Source organism: Amycolatopsis sp. (genome assembly GCF_036008905.1).
Taxonomy (GTDB): domain Bacteria; phylum Actinomycetota; class Actinomycetes; order Mycobacteriales; family Pseudonocardiaceae; genus Amycolatopsis.
In genome coordinates this window covers 55,623-75,676 of the sequence record NZ_DASYMU010000052.1, presented here as the reverse complement: position 1 = coordinate 75,676, position 20,054 = coordinate 55,623, and the positions used below count along the sequence as shown (strand labels likewise).

Sequence of the window (20,054 nt, the reverse complement as noted above, 5' to 3'; positions counted from 1 at the left end):
AGGACGGAAGGCTGCAGATGCGCGCTGTACAGGTGACCGAGTTCGGTGGACCAGAGGTCCTCAACCTCGTCGAGCTGCCCGACCCCGAGCCCGGTCCCGGCCAGGTGCTCATCGAGGTCGACCGGGTCGGCGTCAACTACGCCGACACCCACCAGGCCGAGAACTCCTACCTCGCGCCGAGCAAGCTCCCGCTGGTCCCCGGCGGTGAGGTCGTCGGCCGCACGCCCGAGGGCAAGCGGGTCGTCGCGTTGCTCGACGGCGGTGGTTACGCGGAGCGCGCTGTCGCGAATCTCGCCACGACCTTCGACGTGCCCGACGGTGTCGACGACCTGACCGCGTTGTCGTTTATCGTCCAAGGCATGACGGCGTGGCTGCTTTTGCGCAAAAGCTGCCACCTCGAGTCCGGCGAGTCGGTTGTCGTGCACGCGGCCGCGGGCGGGGTCGGCACGCTCGCCGTCCAGCTCGCCAAGGCCTGGGGCGCCGGCCGGGTCATCGCCACCGCCAGCAACGAGACCAAGCGTGAACTCGCCTTGGAGCTGGGCGCGGACATCGCGATCGATTCGCGTTCCGAGGACATGACCGCCGCGCTGCGTGAAGCCAACGGCGGCAAGCGGGTGAACATCGTGCTCGACATGACCGGTGGCGCGATCACGGATCAGAGCATCGCCGCGCTGGCGCCGTTCGGCAGGCTCGGCTTCTACGGCATGGCCAGCCGGGAGCAGCCGAAGCCGGCGGAGCTGCGCAACCTCCTCGGCCACAGCACCACCATCGCCGGAATGTGGCTGCCGCATGCGTTCACACTGCCGGGCAACGTCTTCGGCAAGGGGATGAACGAGCTGTTCGAGCTGGCTCTCGCCGGAAAGATCCGGGCGGTCGCCGGTGGCGAGTACGGCCTCGCCGAGGCGCGCGCGGCCCACGAGGCGCTGCGTTCGCGCGGCACCGTGGGCAAACTGCTGCTCGACCCGTCGAAGTAGGACTTACGGCGGAGTGGCGAGAAGGTTCTCCAGGGGGGCGGCCTTGTGGAGGCATTCCTGCCACTCGGCGCCGCTGTCGGAGTCGGCGGTGATCCCGCCGCCGACTCCGAGCGACACCATGCCGTCGCTGATCTCCAGCGTGCGAATGGCGACACTCAGTTCGAGCCCGGCGATCGGCGAGGCCAAGCCGATCGCACCGGTGTAGACGCCGCGCGCGACAGGCTCCAGTTCGGCGATCAGGTCGAGTGCACGGATCTTCGGCGCCCCGGTCACCGAGCCGGGCGGGAACGTCGCGAGCAGCAGGTCGGTGTCGTCGAAATTCGGCGATAGTCGTCCCTCCACTGTGGACTCGAGATGCCAGACGCCCGGCGCTTCCCGGACCCGCAGGAGCTCCGGCACCCGGACGCTGCCGACTTCGCAAACCCGGCTGAGGTCGTTGCGCACCAGATCGGTGATCATCACGTTCTCCGCGACGTCCTTTTCCGACTCGCGCAGCCGCCGGGCGAGGTGGTCGTCGGCCGCGCTCCGCCGGGGCAGAGTGCCCTTGATGGGCGTGGACCGCACAAGATCACCTTGGCGGGAAAGAAAAAGCTCGGGCGACATCGACACGATCGCGCCCCATTCGCCCGCGAGGAACGCCGCCTTCCGCGGTCGCATCCGGCGCACACCTTCGGCGAACAGCGAGCTCGGCTCGCCGTCGAAGCGGCCCGTGAAGCGGGTGCAGATATTCGCCTGGAACAGTTCGCCCGCTTCGATCGCGTGCACGCAAGCCTTCACCGCGTCCCGGTATTCCGCCGGCATAGGGCGGTCCAGGCTGGCGGCCGTCCACGTCGAAAGCGCCGGCTCCGTGCGCAGCAGTTCGTCGAACTCGACGGCGAACGCGGCGAACCGGTCCGACGCGCCGTCCGGTGCCAGCGCTTCGAACCACCAGGTTCCGTGCTCGTCCAGTCGCAGAACATGATCCGCCCAGCCCCACGCCGCTCGGGGCAATGTCGCCGCGCGCCCGGAGGGATCCGTCAGGTCGTACGACAGATATCCGAACCAGCCGCCGCCGACAGCTCCTGGCACGACGTCGCGCACCCGCGGTTGCTTGGCGAGTACGGCGAAAGCGTCGGCCACGGGCTGCGCGTCGAGCGTCGGTGCGAGCACGGCCCGCGAGGAAAACCAGTTCCCCGTCAACGCCGCGGGCGGCGCCAGTCCCTGTTCACGGGCGCGCGTGTGGAGCGACAGCAGCACCGAATCGGGTGTCCTGTTCGTTCCGAGCGCCTTGCGCACCAACCGCATGGCGTCATTGTGTGCAGGAGTCCGGTTCAGGACCAAACATCCCCGAGCCGGCGGTGATCGACCCAACACCGGGCACGATCAGATCAGCAGATCCGCCAGCGTGAACGGGTAGACGACGGCGTCCTGCGCGATCGGCCCGCGGACTCCGGGCACCGTCGCGTTGTTGCCGTGCTGGTGCACCCCGAGCCGCGTGTGGAACCAGCCGGGCCTGCCGGGGATGCCGTTGTGGCGCACCAGCCACAGCGTGACGTCGGTGTCCGCCCACTTGTCCGGGTGCAGCCGGTGCTGCCAGCAGTCGTAGTCCGCGTAGACCATGACGCGTTTTACGCGGGCCGCGCTCCGCATCGCTTTGATCCAGGCTTTGATGAACTTGTCATCGACACTGGTGGCACTGACTTCGAGGGTCGGAGCCAGTGAGCCGGGCGAGAACGCGCCGAGTTTCTTGGCGTTCCGGACGAAGTGCTCCGCCTGGTCATGTGCGGCACCGGGGCGCGCGAAGTGGCGCGCTCCGGTGTGAAGTCCCGCTTCCTGGGCGTGCTGCAAAGTTCGCTCGGCGCTCAGGTCACTCCAGTTCGTGTTCTCGGTGATGGTGACGGAGGCGAAGCGCACATTGCTGCGGCGGACGGCATTCCAGTCCTCGACGATCTCGCGATGAGACAGATTTATACCGTGCTCGCTTTCCGGTTCCGTCATATTCCGCCTTTGGTGCTCCCCAGCATGCAGTGAAAGGCCACCTTACGTGCCATCACAGCCCGTAAGGCACCCTTTACCGCTGCGTGTCTCAGGCGTTTTCGCGTTGGAAGGTCCGCGCTCCCCACCACACGGCGAGCGCGGTCATGGCGGCGAGCACGACACAGCCGGTGAACAGCGCGTCCATGGTGAAGTCGCCGAGGAAGCCGGACCGGCTCGCGTCGACCACGTAGCGGAACGGATTGAACCGCGCGATGTTGTACAGCCATTGCGGCGCGAGGCCGGTGGTGATCGGCAGCAGAATCCCGGAAAGCAGCAGCAACGGCAGTAGAACGGCGTTCAAAATCGCCGGGAATGCTTCCTCGCTCTTGATCGTCAAAGCCAGTGCGTACGAGCACGAAGCCAGCGTGACCGACAGCAGCGCGACGATAATCATGGTCAGTACGATTCCGCCGAACGGCGGGTCGATGTCGAACAGGAAATAAGCCATAACGATAATCAGAATCGACTGAGCGACAGTTTGCAGCGCGTTGGCGAACACTTTCCCCAGCAGAAGTGCGACGCGGCTCACTGGCGTCACCCGCAGCCGTTCGACGACACCGGCGCGATAGTCGGCCAGCAACCCGAATCCGGCGAACGAGCTGCCGAACAACGCGAGCTGGACGATGAGCGCCGGGGTCAGCAGCATCCACCCGTCGCCGGGCGGGAAGCCGGGAGTGCTCTCCGCGACCTTCGCGAACATCGGGCCGAACAGGAACAGATACAGCAGCGGCTGCATCAGCCCGATCATGATCCAGGCGGGATTCCGCAGCGACAGCGCCATATCCCGGCGGAAGATCAACCAAGTGTCACGCAACATGGGAGCTCTCCTCGGCTGCCGGCGTGGCCTGCTCGGCGTCGCGCAGAGTCCGGCCGGTCATGGTCAGGAACACGTCGTCGAGGGTCGGCCGGGTCACCTGCATCGACCGCATGGGGATGCCGGCGGTGTCGAGTGCGCGCAGGAGTTCGGGCATCGCCGTGTCACCACGCGGGACGCGGAACTGGACGGCGTTCTCGACGGTCGTGAGCTCGTGCGCGCCGGCCAGTTTGGCGGCGATCTCGGCCGCGGCCGACACCGATTCCGCCGGGACGCCGATCTTGACGCCGTCGCCGGAGACGCGTGCCTTCAGTGAGTCGGGACTGCCTTCCGCGACGATCTCGCCGTTGTCGATCACGAGGATCCGGTCGCAGAGCGCGTCGGCCTCGTCCAGGTAGTGCGTCGTCAGGAAAACCGTGACGCCGTGGTCGGCGTGCAGGCGCCGGATGTGCTCCCACAGGTTCGCCCGGCTCTGCGGGTCGAGCCCGGTGCTGGGTTCGTCGAGGAAGATCAGCTTCGGGTCGTGGATGAGCCCGAGCGCGACGTCCAGCCGCCGGCGCTGGCCGCCGGACAGCGTCTTCGTGAGCCGCTCGCCGAGACCGGTCAGGTCGAGCTGTTCGGTCAGCACGAGACCGCGTTGGTGCGCCTCCGCTTTGGAGAGCCCGTAGAGCCTGCCCTGCAGGTCGATCTCTTCGGTCACCTTGCATTCCGGCGCGGTGCCGCCACCTTGGGCGACGTAGCCGATCCGCTTGCGCACCCCCAGTGGGTCCTTCAGCAGGTCGCAGCCGCCCACGGTCGCTTCGCCGGAGGTCGGGCGAAGCAGTGTGGTCAGCATGCGGAGTGTGGTGGTCTTGCCCGCGCCGTTCGGCCCGAGGAAGCCGACGAGCTCACCGGCCCCGACGTCGATGTCCACGCCCTTGACGGCGTCGATCGTGCGGCCGCGGGCGGAAAACCGCCGCGTCAGGCCGCGTGCCCTGATCATGAGAACCCCTCTCGCGTAACCGACACCTAGTCAAACTTGACTAGGTGTCGGGCGTCACTGTGCCGCAAGAAGCATCCGCTAGTCAAACTTGATTACTGGGCAGGGCCCGGCTCGCCGAACGCGCGTTCCGGGTCGTCGGCCATCACGTACTCGCCGGCTTCGAGCCGCTCGATCAGGTCCTGCACCCACGCCGAACTCGCTTCGATGTGCTTCTCCCAGAGGCGGTACAACGCCGTGACATGAGGAGGCTTGCCATGCTGCGCGCCCTGCTCGAGCAGCAGCGCTGTGCTGCGGTGGTCACCTTCGAGGTTGACGCGGTGGTGCTGCAGCAGGTCGATGACCCGCTGCCGCGGCAACGCCGTCATCAACGTGATGGCGGCGGACATCTCGAAACCGGTGATGCTGGGGGACGACAGCGACTTGGTCAGCAGCAGCTCGAACTCGGCGTCGCCCTCGGGGGTGAGCCGGTAGGCGACCCGGTCCGGACCGGAGTCACCCGGCTCGACGTCGACCTGGTCCAGCAGCTTCTCGGCGCTCATCTTCTTCAGCGCGTGATAGATCGAACCCGGCTGCACGTTGGCCCACTTGTCGGCCGACCAGGACAGCAGTTCGCGGCGCACCTGGTAGCCGTGCGCCTTGCCGTACATCCGCACGACACCGAGCACCAACAGCCGCGTCGCCGACACCCGTATCCCTCCGCAGCGTTCTCTTCACAGTCCCTAGGTAACAATGCACGAGACACGATCCGTAGGCTAAATAGGCATGAGCACCCCTGTGTTGACAGCGGTGGCGTGGCCTTACGCCAACGGCCCCCGCCATATCGGCCATGTATCCGGATTCGGCGTCCCGTCGGATGTCTTCTCGCGCTACCAGCGAATGGCCGGCAACCGTGTGCTCATGGTGTCCGGCACGGACGAACACGGCACGCCGATCCAGGTCCAGGCCGAGAAGGAAGGCCTCACCCCGCAGCAGGCCGTCGACAAGTACACCCGTCAGATCGGCGAGGACCTCCGCGGTCTCGGCCTGACCTACGACCTGTTCACCAGGACCACCACCGGCAACCACGCCGAGGTCACCCAGCAGTTGTTCCTCGCGATGAACCGCAACGGCTACATCGTGCCGAGGACGACCAAGGGCGCGGTGAGCCCGTCGACCGGCCGGACCCTGCCCGACCGCTACATCGAGGGCACCTGCCCGATCTGCGGTTACGACGGCGCGCGTGGCGACCAGTGCGACAACTGCGGCAACCAGCTCGACGCCGCGGAGCTGATCAACCCGAAGTCGAAGATCAACGGCGAGACGCCGAAGTTCATCGAGACCGAGCATCTCTTCCTCGACCTGCCCGCGTTCTCGAACTCGCTCGCCAAGTGGCTGGGGACGAAGACCGACTGGCGGCCGAACGTCCTCAACTTCACCAAGAACCTCGTCAACGACATGCGCCCCCGGCCGATCACGCGTGACCTCGACTGGGGCGTCAAGATCCCGCTCGACGTCTGGCGCGACCAGTCGATGAAGCGGTTCTACGTCTGGTTCGACGCGGTGATCGGCTACTTCTCGGCGAGCATCGAGTGGGCGCGGCGCTCGGGCAACCCGGACGCGTGGCAGGAGTGGTGGACCAATCCCGAAGCCCGGTCCTATTACTTCATGGGCAAGGACAACATCACCTTCCACGCCCAGATCTGGCCGGCGCTGCTCCTCGGGCACAACGGCGAGGGCGACCACGGCGGCGAAGTCGGTAAGTACGGAAAGCTCGGGCTGCCGGACGAGATCGTCTCCAGTGAGTTCCTCACCATGAGCGGCTCGAAGTTCTCGACCTCGCGCGGCACGGTCATCTACGTCGAGGACTTCCTGCGCGATTTCGGCCCCGACACGCTGCGGTACTTCATCGCGTCGGCCGGTCCGGAGACGCAGGACACCGACTTCACCTGGGACGAGTTCATCCGCCGGACCAACTCGGAGCTCGCCAACGAGTGGGGCAACCTGGTCAACCGGTCGATCTCGATGGCGCACAAGAACGTCGGCGCCATCCCGCGGCCGGAATCGCCGACGCAGGCCGACGAGGACCTGAAGGCGCTGTCGCTCAAGGCCTTCGACACCGCCGGTGCGCACTTGGCGCGCTCACGCTTCAAGCTGGCGTCGAGTGAGGCGATGCGCGTGGTCACCGCGGCGAACCGGTACCTGTCCGATCAGGAGCCGTGGAAGCTCAAGGACGATCCGGCCCGCCGGGACACTGTGCTGCACACCGCCCTGCAGGTCGTCTCGGACGCCAACACGCTGCTGACGCCGTTCCTGCCGCATTCGGCGCAGAAGGTGCACGAGGCGTTGGGTGGCACGGGCATCTGGGCCGCGCAGCCGGAGCTTCGCGACGTCGAGGACCTCGACATCCCGGGCCGGATCAACCCGATCCTCACCGGGGATTACACGACCGAACAGGCCAAGTGGAAGTCCGTGCCGATCGAGGTCGGCCGTCCGTTGCAGAAGCCGAGCCCGTTGTTCGCCAAGCTCGATCCCGAGCTCGGTGAGACGGGCCCGGAGTGGGCACCGATCGTCAAGTGAGACGGTGGTGAAATGAAAGAGCGCGAGCGACCACCGATTCCCGATCGGCTGCCGGTGTCGGTGGTCGACTCGCACACCCATCTCGACGCCTGTGGCGCGGTCACGGCCGCGGACGTCAAGGAGATGGTCGACCGGGCTGAGCTCGCCGGTGTCGCCAGGGTGGTGACGGTCGCCGACGACCTGCCGTCCGCCAGGTGGGTCGTCGAGGCGTCCACTTGGGATGGTCGTGTCTTCGGGGCCGTCGCCCTGCATCCCACCCGTACCAAGGACTTCGGCGACGCCGAGAAGTCCGAAGTGGAGCGGCTCGCGTCGGCGCCGCGGGTCGTCGCCGTCGGCGAGACCGGTCTCGACTACTACTGGGACTACTCGCCGCACGACGTCCAGCAGGAGGCGTTCCGCTGGCATATCGACCTCGCCAAGCGGCTCGGCAAGGCGCTGATGATCCACGATCGGGACGCGCACGAGGACGTCTTGCGCCTTCTGGAGGAGGAGGGCGCGCCGGACGACGTGGTCTTCCACTGCTTCTCCGGTGACGCGGCCATCGCCAAACGGTGTGTGGACGCCGGCTACGTGCTCTCCTTCGCGGGGCCGGTGACGTTCAAGAACGCCGCCGCGCTGCGTGAAGCGGCTCGGCTGGTGCCGTCGGAGCAGTTCCTCGTGGAGACGGACGCGCCGTTTCTGACCCCCCACCCGTTCCGTGGGCAGCCGAACGAGCCGTACTGCGCCGCCTACACCGTCCGTTACCTCGCCGCCCTGCGTGGCGTGGGTGTCCACGAGATCGCGGAAGCGGCCAGAAATAATGCCGACCGAATCTTTCGATTGCCCACTGTTACTTAGGGTTCGACGCATTGCGACATTAGGGGTGTCAATGCGTCCACTCAGATGAGTGACAGAAGTCACGACACTCCGGGGGGTGTTTGCGCAACCCGCCAGTGTTCGTTACTGTCCCGTGATCGTGCCGGTCGATTGCTACGACTTGTAGTTGTCGAGCGACACGCCCTCAGTCACGTCAGTGCGCGTCGGGGCGCAGCACCAGGGGTTTCAGACCTGGAGCCGCTGGGATGGCGCTGACTGTGGGAGCCGGCTGACTCGGCGCGCACCAGAAGGTGCGCCGGGCATGAAGGCAACGACCTCTTGAAAGGGATCGACCACTGTGACTGGTAGCCATAGACGCGTAGGTGCGCGTCTCGACGCTCCTACGAACATTTTCGCCCCCTCGACGCCTGCCCGTGGCTCGGTGGCGATGCTGGACTGGCCAGACGCCGATGGCGACATGGCCTTCTCCGAGGATCCCCGCGTGACGCACCAGGACGTGCTCGCGGTGCTCGGCCCCGACGCCGACGAGATGATGCTCGAAGCGAACGTGGACGTCGACGAGCTGATCCGGCTGATCAACGCCGAGACGACGATGCTCCCGCCGGTGTTCATCCCCGACGAGCTCGCCGCCGACAGGGTCGGCAAGGACGGCACGCAGCTGGCGGAAGTCCAGGACCCGCTGATCGCCGCCACCAAGACTTGGAAGAAGCGGTTCCTCAAGGGCGCCGTGCTGGCGGTCCTCATCACCCTCAGCGGTGGTGGCGCCGCCGCGCTGGCGATGAACAAGAGCGTGACCGTCGACGTCGACGGTCAGCAGCAGACGGTGCACAGCTACGGCGGCACCGTCGGCGAAGTCCTCGAAGACGCCGGCCTCTCGGTCGGCGCGCACGACGCGCTTTCGCCCTCCCCGCAGGCTGAGGTCGGCGATGGCGGGGTCATCCACCTCGAGCGGGGCCGTCAGCTCAACCTCGTCGTGGACGGCGCCGAGCGCGAGTCCTGGGTCCGTGCGACGAACTTCGGTGACGCACTGCACCAGCTCGGCCTCGCCGACCTGATGAAGCAGGGCGCCTGGACGTCGATGCCCGAAACCGGCGCGCTGCCCCTCGAGGGCGCCACGGTGCACGTCAAGACCCTCAAGAACATCACGCTTTACGACGGTGGCAACGACCCCCGTCAGTTGACCACCACCGCGGTGACGACGCAGGAGTTCCTCGGCGAGCTGAGCATGACGCTCGGCCCCGACGACAAGGCCGAGGGCGGCCTCGCCCTGAAGCTCACCGATGGCGCCGAGGTGCACATCGCGCGCACCGGGGTCACGGTCGTCAAGCAGAAGGAAGCCATCGCCCCGACCGAGCAGAAGGTCGACGACGCGACGCTCGAAAAGGGCAAGACCGTGGTCGAGGACCCGGGCACGGCCGGCGAGAAGATGGTGACCTACCGGGTCACGAAGAAGAACGACAAGGAAACCGGCCGCGAGGAGATGTCTTCGGAGGTCCTCACCGAGGCCAAGCCGAAGATCATCAAGGTCGGCACCAAGGTCGTCGCGGCCCCTCCGGTCAGTGGCGCCGCCAAGTGGGACGCCATCGCCAAGTGCGAGTCCGGCGGCAACTGGGCGATCAACACCGGCAACGGCTACTACGGTGGCCTCCAGTTCGACAAGCAGACCTGGAACGCCTACGGCGGCTCGCAGTACGCGGCCCTGCCGAGCCAGGCCACTCGCGAGCAGCAGATCGCCATCGGCCAGAAGGTCGTCGACGACCGCGGCGGCTACGGCGCCTGGCCGCACTGCGGCAAGATGGGCTAACACCTCAAGTTTTCCCTGAAGGGACCTTTCGTATTCGTACGAAAGGTCCCTTCAGTCGTTCCGGATCTCGGCAACTAGGGGGCCAGCCCCTCTTCCACCGCCACCCTCAACGGAGCCGCTTCGCGGCGCAACTAGTCTGGGCGGGTGACTCAACTGCTCGGGCCTGCCGAGATTCGCGGGCTGGCCGCCGAGCTGGACGTCCGGCCGACGAAGAAACTCGGCCAGAACTTCGTCCACGACCCCAACACCGTGCGCCGCATCGTCGACCTGGCCGGTGTCGGTCCGGACGACGTCGTGCTCGAGGTCGGGCCCGGGCTCGGTTCGTTGACTCTCGGACTGCTCGCCACGGGTGCCAGGGTGGTCGCGGTCGAGATCGATCCGAAGCTCGCCACCCGGCTGCCGATCACGGTCGCCGAGCGTGCGCCGGAGTTCGCGGAGCGGCTGACCGTCGTGACCGCGGACGCGTTGCGGGTGCGGGCGGCGGACTTCGAGTTCGCCCCCACGACGATGGTCGCCAACCTGCCGTACAACGTCGCCGTCCCGGTCGTGCTGACTCTGCTCGCCGAACTGCCGAGCTTGGTGCGGGGTCTCGTGATGGTCCAGACCGAGGTCGCCGACCGGATGGCCGCGGGGCCCGGCAGCCGGATTTACGGCGTCCCGAGTGTGAAGCTCGCCTGGTACGGGCGGGCGCGCAAGGTCGCGGCGGTGCCGCGCGCGGTGTTCTGGCCGGTGCCCAACGTCGACTCCGCGCTGGTGTCGTTCGAGCGCGGCGAGCAATTGTCCACTGTGGACCGCAAAACACTGTTCGCCGTGGTGGACGCCGCTTTTTCCCAGCGACGCAAAACCTTGCGCGCCGCGCTGGCGACCTGGGCCGGTTCGGCCGAACGCGCGGGCGAACTGCTCGTCGCCGCCGGGATCGACCCGAAGACCCGGGGTGAGCAGCTGGACGTGAAGGACTTCGTCCGGATAGCGGTAGCCGCCGGGCAGCCTGCCTGATCCGGCTCGTCAGGTCCTGCCATGTGAACGTCCGTTCTCGTTATCTGGACTCCATCAGACGTGTGATCTGCGCCAACGGGCTTGCTTTCACCCAGTGGGATCGGTTTTACTCATAGTGCCATCCCGAGCGACTGAGAGACCTGGCTCGCCGAAGTCGCAGCAACCACCCCCGTGGGCAGGTGCTACCGCCAGGACCGATGGAGGAATGCTGTGTACGTCTCGCGAATGCTGACCAGGCGCCGCGTCGTCGATCAGGGTCGCCGCACCGTGTGTGCATGTCGACGCTCCGACGCTTCAGCCTGAGTCTTACTCCCTAACCCCGTTTTCAACCGCTCCGTCCAATTTGGACGGCTAATCGGTGACGGCCCGGCGCGCCCTGATGGAGCTGCGCCCCATTTTTGGAGCATTCGTGATCACTGTCGAAAACCTGAGCAAGTCCTTTTCCGCCAACGGAAATCCGGTCATGGCACTGCGGGACGTGAGCATCGACATCGATGCCGGCTCCCTGTTCGGCGTCGTGGGTCCCACCGGTTCGGGCAAGTCGACGCTCGCCCGGTGCATCGGCCTGCAGGAGCGTCCGGACCGCGGGGTCGTCCGCCTCGACGGACTCAACACCGGCACCCTCGACGGAAGACGTCTTCGTGAGGTTCGAAGGCAGGTGGGCATTCTCGAGGCCAAGCCCGAGCTTCACCTCGAGCGCACAGTGGCCGGGAACATCGCCGCGCCGCTCGAGCAGCTCGGCCTGGACGGCCCGCAGCGCCGCGCCCGCGTCGGCAACCTGCTCGACTTGGTCGGCCTGACCTCCCGCGCCGGTGGCAGGCCGGGTGAACTCACCGTCGGCCAGCGTCGCCGCGTCGCTCTGGCCAGGGCTCTCGCCGCCGGTCCCGCGGTTCTCCTCGCCGATGACCCGACGGCCGGTGTCCAGCCGGAAGAAGCCGGTGCTGTGCTGGCCGTGCTCGACCGCGCTCGCGCCGAGCTGGGCGTGACAGTGCTGCTGACCACGCCCGACGCCGCCGTCGTCCGCCGCATCTGCGACGACGTCGCCGTGCTCGAAGGCGGCAGTCTCGTCGAACGGGGCAAGGTCCTGGACCTGGTCGCCGACCCGTCGACGCGGACCGCCCAGACGTTGCTGCCCGCGATCGAGACCACCCGGTCGCAGTCCGCGCGCTACGAGCGGTCCGTCGACATCGTGCTGATCGGTTTCGCTTCGATCGGCGCGCTGCTGCCGGAGGCCGCCAGCCGCTTCGAGGTCGAGGTCGCCACCATCGGTGGTGGCGTGACGCGCGTCGGCGACACTCCGGTCGCACGTTTCCGGCTGGGCCTGCGTGGCATGCAGTCGGACGCCGCGCTCGCCTGGATCGCCGAGCGTGGTGGCCACATCACCCACACCGCCCGCGGCCCGCAGGGCATCGCCGCCGCGTAGCCGAAAAATCGCTACGACCGCCGTAGCCAAAAGATCGCTACGGTGACGGTAGCCAGAAAACCGCCACGACAACCGTAGTCAAAAAGTCGCGACGACGACCGTAGGCGGTAAACAGCGACGGCGGCCGTAGATCAAAAACAGCTACGGAAGCCCGTTGCCGGAAGACAGCGACGGCAGCCGTAGTCGAAAAAGCGCGACGGTCGTCTGGCTGCTTTTGCCGAAAAATCGCGACGAAGGGCCGCTTCCTTTTCCAGCGGAAGCGGCCCTTCGCCGCGACTAGCGGCGTCGCACCAACACCCCCACGCCAACCGCTGCCACCGCGACGAACCCAGCCGCCCAGCCGCCAGCGGCGGCATAACCGTGAACAGTCGCGGCCGTCGCGCCGATTCCGGCCGCTGACGCCGTCGCACTGGCGGCGATGGTGTTGAGCGACGCCGTCCCGATCGACGCTCCCACCTGCTGTGACGTCGTGATGAACGCCGAAGCCGCACCGGTGTCACGTGGTTCTATCCGGCCGGTCGCGAGGTTCATCACCGTAGGCATCGACAGCCCAGCGCCCATGCCGAGCAGCACTTCAGCGGGCAGGATCAGCCCGGCGTAAGACGCGTCCGGCGTCAGCTGGGTGAGCACAGCCAATCCAGAGGCCAGCAGAAGCAGTCCGATCACGAGCAACGGCCGCGGTCCGGTTCGAGGAAGCAGTCGCGGAGAGATCTGCGTGGCGAAAAGCAGGTTCCCGGCCAGGATCGGCAGGAAGGCCAGCCCGGTCGCCAGCGCGCCGTAATGCATGATCGCCTGTAGCTGGTAGGTCAAGAACAGGAACATGCCGAACATTCCGAACGACGCGGCGCCGATCGAAAAATAGGCGCCCGTGCGATCGCGGTCCTTGAGCACGCTCAGTGGCAGCAGTGGATTCGGTACTTTTGCCTGTCGTAGGGCGAAAGTCGCCAGCAGTACCACCGCGAGACCGAGGAAACCCAGTACCGGTAGCGAATCCCAGCCACGGCTCGCGGCTTCCGAGAGTCCGTAAACCAGCGAAACGATCCCGGCGCTGCCGATGAGCCCGCTGAACCAGTCGATCTTCGCTTCGTGGTGTCCGGGCACGTTCGGCAGCACGAACCAACCGGCGACTCCGGCGACGACCGCGATCGGCAGGTTGACGAACAGGCACCAGCGCCAGTCCAGGTATTCGGTGAGCACTCCGCCGAGCACGAGTCCAACAGCCCCACCGGCCGTCATGATCGCGCTTAAGATGCCGAACGCCTTCGCGCGTTCGCGGGGTTCGGTGAAGGTCAGCGTCAGCAGGGATACCGTCGATGGTGCGAGCAACGCCGCGAAGACACCTTGCGCCGCGCGGGCGGCGATCAGCATTCCGGTGCCGGTCGCGGCACCGCCCACCGCGGACGCCAGCGCGAAACACGCGATGCCGATGAGCAGGGTGTTCTTCCGGCCGAACCCGGTCGGCCAAGCGGCCGCAGAGCAGCAGCAAACCGCCGTAGGCCAGCGTGTACGCGGTGATGGTCCACTGCCGTGCGACGTCGGACATGCCGAGGTCGGCCTGCACTGAGGGCAGGGCGATGTTGACGATGGTGGTGTCGACGATGACCAGCAGCTGGGCCAGTCCGAGCACCCCAGCGCCCACCATCTGTTCCGGGCTCCGGTTGGTGCTTCGATGACTGAAGACATGACAAATCCCCTGGTGAAAGTGTGTGATGCCCGGCGATGGGTAAACTCGGGCCGAAACCATTGCTTGTCGGCCGACAAGCAAACTGGCTAGCCGTAAGGTAAACCGTAACTAGTCGGCCGTCAAGTAAGTTTGAAAGTGCTCTCAGGAAGGACGGAAATGGCCGGGCGGCGCAGTGACACCCGCGAGCGGATCCAGCAGGTCGCGCTGGAGCTCTTCATCGACCAGGGGTACGAGAAGACCTCGCTGCGTGAGATCGCCGAGCGGCTTAACGTGACGAAAGCCGCGCTGTACTACCACTTCCGCACCAAGGAAGACATCATCCGTAGCCTGACCGACGATTTCAGCGAGTCACTCGACGAGCTGCTCGCTTGGGGGCCGGGCCAGCCTCGCGCCGACATCCTGCGACGCTTCGCCGACCTGGTCAGCGGCCAGTTCGGCCCGGTGATGGCGTTCATCCAGTCCAACCAGAACGCGATGAAGGATCTCGACGTCCACAGCGGTTTCCCGGACAAGATGAAGGCGCTGTTCCACCTGGTCGGCTCCGACGAGGACGACCCGGCGACGCAGCTGCGCGCCCGGCTGGCGCTGGTGGCGATCCTCGTCGGGAACAGCCCGATGTTCCTTCAGGAAACGGGCACCGAGACCAGCAGTGAGGTCGCGCTCGAGGTCGCCCTCGAACTCGCTTCTCCTCGTTCGGGGCCCTCCGAACCCGCCACGTAGGCTGGACCGGTGCTTGCCGTCGTTCCGCCACCAGTCACCGTCAAGGTGCCCTCGAAGATCAATCTGCATCTGTCGGTGGGCGACTTGCGTGACGACGGTTTCCACGAGCTCATCACGGTCTTCCAGGCGCTCTCGCTGTCCGACGAAGTGACCGTCGCCGTCACCGACGACCCAGGTGTCGAGGTGTATGGCGAAGGCGAAGGCACGGTGCCCACCGGGCCCAACAACCTCGCTTGGCGTGCCGTCGAGGCGCTGGCCGCGCACGTCGGCAAGCCCGAAGCCGAGAACAAGATCCGTGTGGTGCTGCGCAAAGGCATTCCGGTCGCCGGCGGCATGGCGGGCGGAAGCGCCGACGCGGCCGCGACGCTCGTCGGGCTCGCGTCGCTGTGGAAGCTCGACATCGGCCGCGACGAGCTGGCCGAGATCGCCGCCCGGCTCGGCAGCGATGTGCCGTTCGCGCTTTACGGCGGCACCGCGCTCGGAACCGGCCGCGGTGAGCGACTCGTGCCGGTGCTGTCCCGTCACCAGTTCCACTGGGTGCTCGCGTTCGACCAGCGGGGCTTGTCCACGCCGCGGGTCTTCGGTGAACTCGACAGGTTGCGCGTGGACGGAAATCCGCCACGCGTCGGCTCGCACACTCCGGTCGTCGAGGCGTTGGCCTCCGGTGATCCCCGCCAGCTGGCCCTGTTGCTCGGGAACGACCTGCAGGCGGCTTCCGTTTCGCTGCGACCGGGCCTGCGGCGCACGCTGCGCGCGGGCGTCAACGCCGGTGCGCTCGCCGGGATCGTCTCCGGCTCGGGCCCGACCTGCGCGTTCCTCTGCACCGATGGCCAGTCCGCGCTGGAAGTCGCGGCCGAACTTTCCGGCGCCGGGGTCTGCCGGACCGTCCGGGTCGCGCACGGCCCGGTCCCCGGCGCGCGTATCGGGGGCGGCGACGACGCGCCCCGGCCCGTTCCGCCGCAGGTGCACGCCTGATGGAAACCGCCGAGTTCGCTTTTCCCGGGCCGCTTCGCGACGCGCTGGTGGCTTCGATCCTCCGCGGCGACAAGACGTCGACCAGTGCACTGGCCGTGCACTGCGAAGGCGAGGAACTGCCGAAGGTGGGCGAGCGCCTGAGCGTGGTCGACTCCGCCGAGCGTGGGGTGGCGGTCATCGAGGTCACCGACGTGAAGCTGGCGACGGTGTCCGAAGTGGACGTCGAGCATGCGATCGCCGAGGGTGAGGACTACAAGACTGTCGCCAGATGGCGGGCCGAGCACGAAAAGTTCTGGAACAGTCCCGAAGTCCGCGAAGAGCTCGGTGATCCCGACTTCGCTGTCACCGACGATTCGATCGTCGTCTTGTGGCGGTTCCGGCTTGTCGAGAGCAAATCGTGAAGCTCGCGGAGTTCGCTTTCCCTGGACCGCTGCGGGACAGGCTGGTCGTGGCGATCCTGGCCGGCGAGAAGACGACGACGAGCGGGCTGCTCGCCGAGTACGAGCACTACCACGAAGAGCTGCCGAAGGTCGGCGAACGCGAACTGGTCGTCGATTCGGCCGAGCGTGGCGTGGCCGTCATCGAAACGACCGAGGTCCGGCGGCTTCGACTGTCCGAAGTGGACTTGAAGCATGCCGTGGACGAGGGCGAGGGATTCGAGACGCTCGCGCAGTGGCGGACCGAGCACGAGAAGTTCTGGCTCAGCGAGAAGATGCGCGCAGTGTTGCGCGATCGGAGTTTCACCGTGGATGACGACACGATCGTTGTCGCGCAACGGTTTCATGTAGTGGAAAGGCTCAGTTAGCCGATGGTCAACCTGGTCAATTTGGAGTCGGTGAGCAAGTCCTACGGGGTGAAGCCGCTGCTCGACGGTGTATCGCTCGGCGTGGGCGAAAACGAACGAATCGGTGTCGTCGGCCTCAACGGTGGCGGTAAGACGACCTTGCTCGAGGTGCTCGCGGGTATCGCGGAGCCGGATTCCGGGCGGGTGAGCCAGGTCGGTGGCCTGCGCATGGCCGTGGTCACGCAGCGCACGGAACTGCCTTCGGGAAGCACGGTCCGCGAGGCCGCGCTCTCAGGATTCGACGCCGAGCACGAATGGGCCGCGGACGCTCGCGTCCGGTCCATTGTGGAGGGTCTGGGGCTGCTGGAGCTCGGGCTGGATTCCCCCACCACCAACCTTTCCGGTGGTGAGCGCCGCCGGATCGCGCTGGCCGCGGCACTCGTCGGTGAGCTCGATCTGATCGTGCTCGACGAGCCGACCAACCATCTGGACATCGAAGGTGTGCGCTGGCTGGCCGATCACCTGCTCGCCCGCAGCGTGGCGCTCGTGGTCGTGACGCACGATCGCTGGTTCCTCGACACCGTCTGCGGCCGGACCTGGGAGGTCGTCGGTGGGCAGGTCGAGCAGTACGAAGGCGGTTATGCCGACTGGGTCTACGCCCGGGCTGAGCGCGCACGGCTGTCCGCGACGGTCGAGGAGAAGCGGCAGAACCTGGCGCGCAAGGAACTCGCGTGGCTGCAACGCGGCGCCAAGGCCCGCACTTCCAAGCCGCGCTACCGGATCGAGGCCGCCGAGGCATTGATCTCGGACGTCCCGCCGCCGCGTGACTCCGTCGAGCTGATGTCGTTCGCGCGCCGCCGGCTGGGCAAGACTGTCCTCGAACTCGAGGACATCACGCTGGTCGCGGGCGACAAGGCGCTGCTGGACGACGTCACCTGGCGCATCGGTCCCGGCGACAGGCTCGGCCTGGTCGGGGTGAACGGCTCCGGTAAGACGACGCTGCTCAAGGCACTCGGTGGCGAGACCTCGATGGTTTCGGGCAAGCGGATCCAGGGCAAGACGGTCGCGCTCGCGCACCTCACGCAGGAGCTCGAAGACCTGCCGGGACAGCTGCGGGTGCTCGAAGCCGTCGAGCAGATCGCGGGCCGCGTCCAGCTCGGCAAGCAGGAGCTTTCCGCTTCGCAACTCGCCGAGAAGCTCGGTTTCCCGGCGGCGCGCCAGTGGACGCCGGTCGAGGACCTCTCCGGTGGCGAACGTCGCCGGCTCCAGCTGATCCGGCTGCTGATGGCCGAGCCCAACGTCCTGCTGCTCGACGAACCGACGAACGACCTGGACATCGACACCCTGCAGCAGCTCGAGGACCTCCTCGACTCGTGGCCGGGCACGATGGTGGTCGTCTCGCACGACCGGTACCTGGTCGAGCGGGTCTGCGACCACGTGTACGCGCTGTTCGGCGATGGCAAGATCACCCATCTCCCCGGCGGTATCGAGGAGTACCTCGCCCGCCGCCAGGGACACCAGCTCGGCAACCAGCGTCAGCAGAACGGCACCGCGGGCACCAGTTCCGCGGCCAAGGTGAGCGCCGCCGAGCGCCGGGCCGCCAGCAAGGAGCTCTCCAAGCTGGAGCGTCGGCTGAAGGCCCTCGACGACAAGGAAAAGAAGCTTCATGACGCGCTCGCGGCCGCGGCCACCGAGCCGCAGAAGTTGATGACCCTCAACGCGGACCTCAAAGCCGTTGCGGTGGAGAAGGACGACGTCGAGGCGCGGTGGCTGGAGACGTCAGAGCTCGCGGAGTGACCAGTTAGGCTGACTTCCATGAGTCGGTTCGTGGACACGCTCGTCGCTTCGGCGACGGGGCGGGGTCAGCAGCGGGGGATGGTCACCGGAGAGCCCAAAGAGCCGGTTCGCCGGACGTGGGCGGAAGTTCACGAACAGGCGTTGCGTGTCGCCGGTGGACTGGTCGAGGGCGGGCTGGTGCCCGGTAACGCGGTCGCCGTGCTCGCCGGTGCGCCCGCGTTGATCGCGCCGACCGTGCAGGCCGTGTGGCTCGCCGGTGGCAGCGTCACCATGCTGCACCAGCCGACGCAGCGCACGGACCTGGCCGAGTGGGCCGAGGACACGGTCAAGGTCCTCGGCATGATCGGCTCCGAGCTGGTCCTGCTGGGTGAGCCGTTCGATCAGCTGGCGCCCGTGCTCGAGCAGCGCGGCATCGGCTTCAAGGTGATCAGCGAACTGTTCGACGCCGAGCCGCTCAGCGAGCCGGTGTCGGTGGCCGAGGACGCGCTCGCCCTGCTGCAGCTCACCAGTGGTTCGACAGCGGACCCGAAGGCCGTCCAGATCACCCACGGCAACCTGTACTCCAACATCAAGGCTATGGCCGACGGCGTCAAGTTCGACTTCGACGTGGACGTGATGGTGTCGTGGCTGCCGACTTTCCACGACATGGGAATGGTCGGCTTCCTGACCGTGCCGATGACCTTCGGCGTCGAGCTGATCAAGATCACACCGGTCGAGTTCCTGACCGGGCCGCTGATCTGGCCCGAGTTGATCAGCCGCTACGGCGGCACCGTCACCGCGGCGCCGAACTTCGCCTACGCGATCGTCGGCCGCCGGATGGCGCGGGTCGAAGACGACAACGCGTACGACCTGTCGAAACTGCGTATCGCGCTGAACGGTGCCGAACCGGTCGACGAGTCGGCGGTGGCGACGTTCACCGAGGCTGGCGCGCGATTCAAGATGCCGGCGGAGTGTGTTTTCCCGGCCTACGGCATGGCGGAAGCGACACTGGCCGTTTCCTTCGCACCGCTGTTCACCGGTTTGACACTCGACGTCGTCGAGGCGGATTCGCTCGAATCCGGCAACGAGGCCATCCCCGTGGCGGAAAACGATCCACGCCGCGGCACCGACGACGTGCGGTCTTTCGCCATTCTGGGCCCACCGCTCGACGGACTCGAAGCCGAAATCGTCGATGACAAGGGCACCGTGCTCGCCGAACGCCACGTAGGCGAAATCCGGCTACGCGGTGAGGCCGTGACGCCGGGCTACCTGACGATGAACGGCCCGCTCGCCACCCAGGACGCCGAAGGGTGGCTCTCCACCGGCGACCTCGGGTACCTCACCGACGGCATGATCGTCATCTGCGGGCGGCAGAAGGACGTCATCATCATGGGCGGCCGCAACATCTACCCGACCGACATCGAGCGCGCCGCGACTTCCGTCGACGGAGTGCGCGCCGGCAACGCCGTGGCCGTTCGTATCGACGCCGGTAGTCGTCGCGAAAGGTTCGCTGTCGTGCTGGAGTCGAAGCTCGCCGGCGACGCCGACGCCGAACGCATTATCGCCAAAGAGGTCGCCGCGCGGGTGCGCGACGCCGTGGACATGCGGCCGTTCGCCGTGGTCGTGCTCCCCGCCGGGAGTCTGCCGAAGACGCCGTCGGGCAAGGTCAAGCGGGCTGCCACCGCGACCCAGTACGCCGACAAGATCTCCAAGAACGCGAGCAGCTGAGCCCGG

Annotated in this window: 18 protein-coding genes and 1 riboswitch; of the genes, 12 read left to right on the top strand and 6 right to left on the bottom strand. The window is 67.0% G+C overall.

From position 1 onward, the window contains the following. Positions 1 to 17 precede the first annotated feature (17 nt). On the top strand, positions 18 to 974 hold the full coding sequence (locus VGP60_RS10300) for an NADPH:quinone oxidoreductase family protein (RefSeq protein ID WP_327547686.1): 957 nt from the start codon (positions 18 to 20) through the stop codon (positions 972 to 974). A 3-nt stretch (positions 975 to 977) separates the two neighbouring features. On the opposite strand, the gene VGP60_RS10295 is transcribed toward VGP60_RS10300, so the two are convergent. From VGP60_RS10295 to VGP60_RS10275, 5 genes are all read right to left on the bottom strand, one after another. Next, the gene (locus VGP60_RS10295; RefSeq protein WP_327547685.1) at positions 978 to 2,258 is read right to left on the bottom strand and encodes an aminodeoxychorismate synthase component I; all 1,281 of its coding nucleotides are present in this window, start codon (positions 2,256 to 2,258) and stop codon (positions 978 to 980) included. 78 nt (positions 2,259 to 2,336) lie between these two features. Beyond that, a complete protein-coding gene (locus VGP60_RS10290; protein WP_327547684.1) occupies positions 2,337 to 2,951 on the bottom strand; it encodes a glycoside hydrolase family 25 protein in 615 nt (204 codons plus the stop codon). An 88-nt stretch (positions 2,952 to 3,039) separates the two neighbouring features. Then, entirely contained in the window at positions 3,040 to 3,807 is a 768-nt protein-coding gene (locus VGP60_RS10285) for an ABC transporter permease (protein WP_327547683.1), read from the bottom strand. Beyond that, positions 3,797 to 4,786 carry an ATP-binding cassette domain-containing protein gene (locus VGP60_RS10280; RefSeq protein ID WP_327547682.1) on the bottom strand — a complete coding sequence of 330 codons (990 nt, stop codon included), beginning with the start codon at positions 4,784 to 4,786 and terminating at the stop codon, positions 3,797 to 3,799. The genes VGP60_RS10285 and VGP60_RS10280 overlap by 11 nt, the downstream gene beginning before the upstream one ends. A gap of 92 nt (positions 4,787 to 4,878) precedes the next feature. Continuing rightward, positions 4,879 to 5,472, bottom strand: a complete 594-nt coding sequence (locus VGP60_RS10275; protein WP_327547681.1) for a PadR family transcriptional regulator — start codon at positions 5,470 to 5,472, stop codon at positions 4,879 to 4,881. A gap of 76 nt (positions 5,473 to 5,548) precedes the next feature. On the opposite strand from VGP60_RS10275, the gene metG reads away from it, so the two are divergent. The 5 genes from metG to VGP60_RS10250 all read left to right on the top strand — a co-directional run bounded on the left by metG (position 5,549) and on the right by VGP60_RS10250 (position 12,381). Further along, on the top strand, positions 5,549 to 7,342 hold the full coding sequence (gene metG, locus VGP60_RS10270; protein WP_327547680.1) for a methionine--tRNA ligase: 1,794 nt from the start codon (positions 5,549 to 5,551) through the stop codon (positions 7,340 to 7,342). Between the two features lie 12 nt (positions 7,343 to 7,354). Then, positions 7,355 to 8,179 (top strand): TatD family hydrolase, encoded by an 825-nt coding sequence (locus VGP60_RS10265; RefSeq protein WP_327547679.1) that lies wholly within the window; start codon positions 7,355 to 7,357, stop codon positions 8,177 to 8,179. Positions 8,180 to 8,585: 406 nt separating this feature from the next. After that, positions 8,586 to 9,962 carry a transglycosylase family protein gene (locus VGP60_RS10260; RefSeq protein ID WP_327547678.1) on the top strand — a complete coding sequence of 459 codons (1,377 nt, stop codon included), beginning with the start codon at positions 8,586 to 8,588 and terminating at the stop codon, positions 9,960 to 9,962. A gap of 144 nt (positions 9,963 to 10,106) precedes the next feature. Beyond that, entirely contained in the window at positions 10,107 to 10,958 is an 852-nt protein-coding gene (rsmA, locus tag VGP60_RS10255; protein ID WP_327547677.1) for a 16S rRNA (adenine(1518)-N(6)/adenine(1519)-N(6))-dimethyltransferase RsmA, read from the top strand. Between the two features lie 115 nt (positions 10,959 to 11,073). After that, positions 11,074 to 11,162: riboswitch (SAM riboswitch) on the top strand. Between the two features lie 205 nt (positions 11,163 to 11,367). Next, a complete protein-coding gene (locus VGP60_RS10250) occupies positions 11,368 to 12,381 on the top strand; it encodes a methionine ABC transporter ATP-binding protein (RefSeq protein ID WP_327547676.1) in 1,014 nt (337 codons plus the stop codon). A 276-nt stretch (positions 12,382 to 12,657) separates the two neighbouring features. Here VGP60_RS10250 and VGP60_RS10245 read toward each other — a convergent pair whose 3' ends face one another. Then, the gene (locus VGP60_RS10245; RefSeq protein WP_327547675.1) at positions 12,658 to 14,064 is read right to left on the bottom strand and encodes an MFS transporter; all 1,407 of its coding nucleotides are present in this window, start codon (positions 14,062 to 14,064) and stop codon (positions 12,658 to 12,660) included. A 157-nt stretch (positions 14,065 to 14,221) separates the two neighbouring features. Between VGP60_RS10245 and VGP60_RS10240 the strand changes: the two genes are divergently transcribed. Genes VGP60_RS10240 through VGP60_RS10215 form a run of 6 tightly spaced genes read left to right on the top strand, consistent with a single transcriptional unit; the run spans position 14,222 to position 20,048 of the window. After that, positions 14,222 to 14,785 carry a TetR/AcrR family transcriptional regulator gene (locus VGP60_RS10240; RefSeq protein WP_327547674.1) on the top strand — a complete coding sequence of 188 codons (564 nt, stop codon included), beginning with the start codon at positions 14,222 to 14,224 and terminating at the stop codon, positions 14,783 to 14,785. Between the two features lie 9 nt (positions 14,786 to 14,794). Next, positions 14,795 to 15,760, top strand: coding sequence for a 4-(cytidine 5'-diphospho)-2-C-methyl-D-erythritol kinase (locus VGP60_RS10235; protein ID WP_327547673.1), 966 nt, complete (start codon positions 14,795 to 14,797; stop codon positions 15,758 to 15,760). After that, complete coding sequence (locus tag VGP60_RS10230; protein WP_327547672.1) at positions 15,760 to 16,161, top strand: ASCH domain-containing protein; 402 nt, start codon at positions 15,760 to 15,762, stop codon at positions 16,159 to 16,161. Before VGP60_RS10235 ends, VGP60_RS10230 begins: the two co-directional genes overlap by 1 nt. Beyond that, positions 16,158 to 16,565 (top strand): ASCH domain-containing protein, encoded by a 408-nt coding sequence (locus VGP60_RS10225; RefSeq protein ID WP_327547671.1) that lies wholly within the window; start codon positions 16,158 to 16,160, stop codon positions 16,563 to 16,565. Before VGP60_RS10230 ends, VGP60_RS10225 begins: the two co-directional genes overlap by 4 nt. Positions 16,566 to 16,568: 3 nt before the next feature. Further along, positions 16,569 to 18,341, top strand: coding sequence for an ABC-F family ATP-binding cassette domain-containing protein (locus VGP60_RS10220; protein WP_327547670.1), 1,773 nt, complete (start codon positions 16,569 to 16,571; stop codon positions 18,339 to 18,341). A gap of 18 nt (positions 18,342 to 18,359) precedes the next feature. Next, positions 18,360 to 20,048 carry a fatty acyl-AMP ligase gene (locus tag VGP60_RS10215; RefSeq protein ID WP_327547669.1) on the top strand — a complete coding sequence of 563 codons (1,689 nt, stop codon included), beginning with the start codon at positions 18,360 to 18,362 and terminating at the stop codon, positions 20,046 to 20,048. Positions 20,049 to 20,054: the final 6 nt, after the last annotated feature.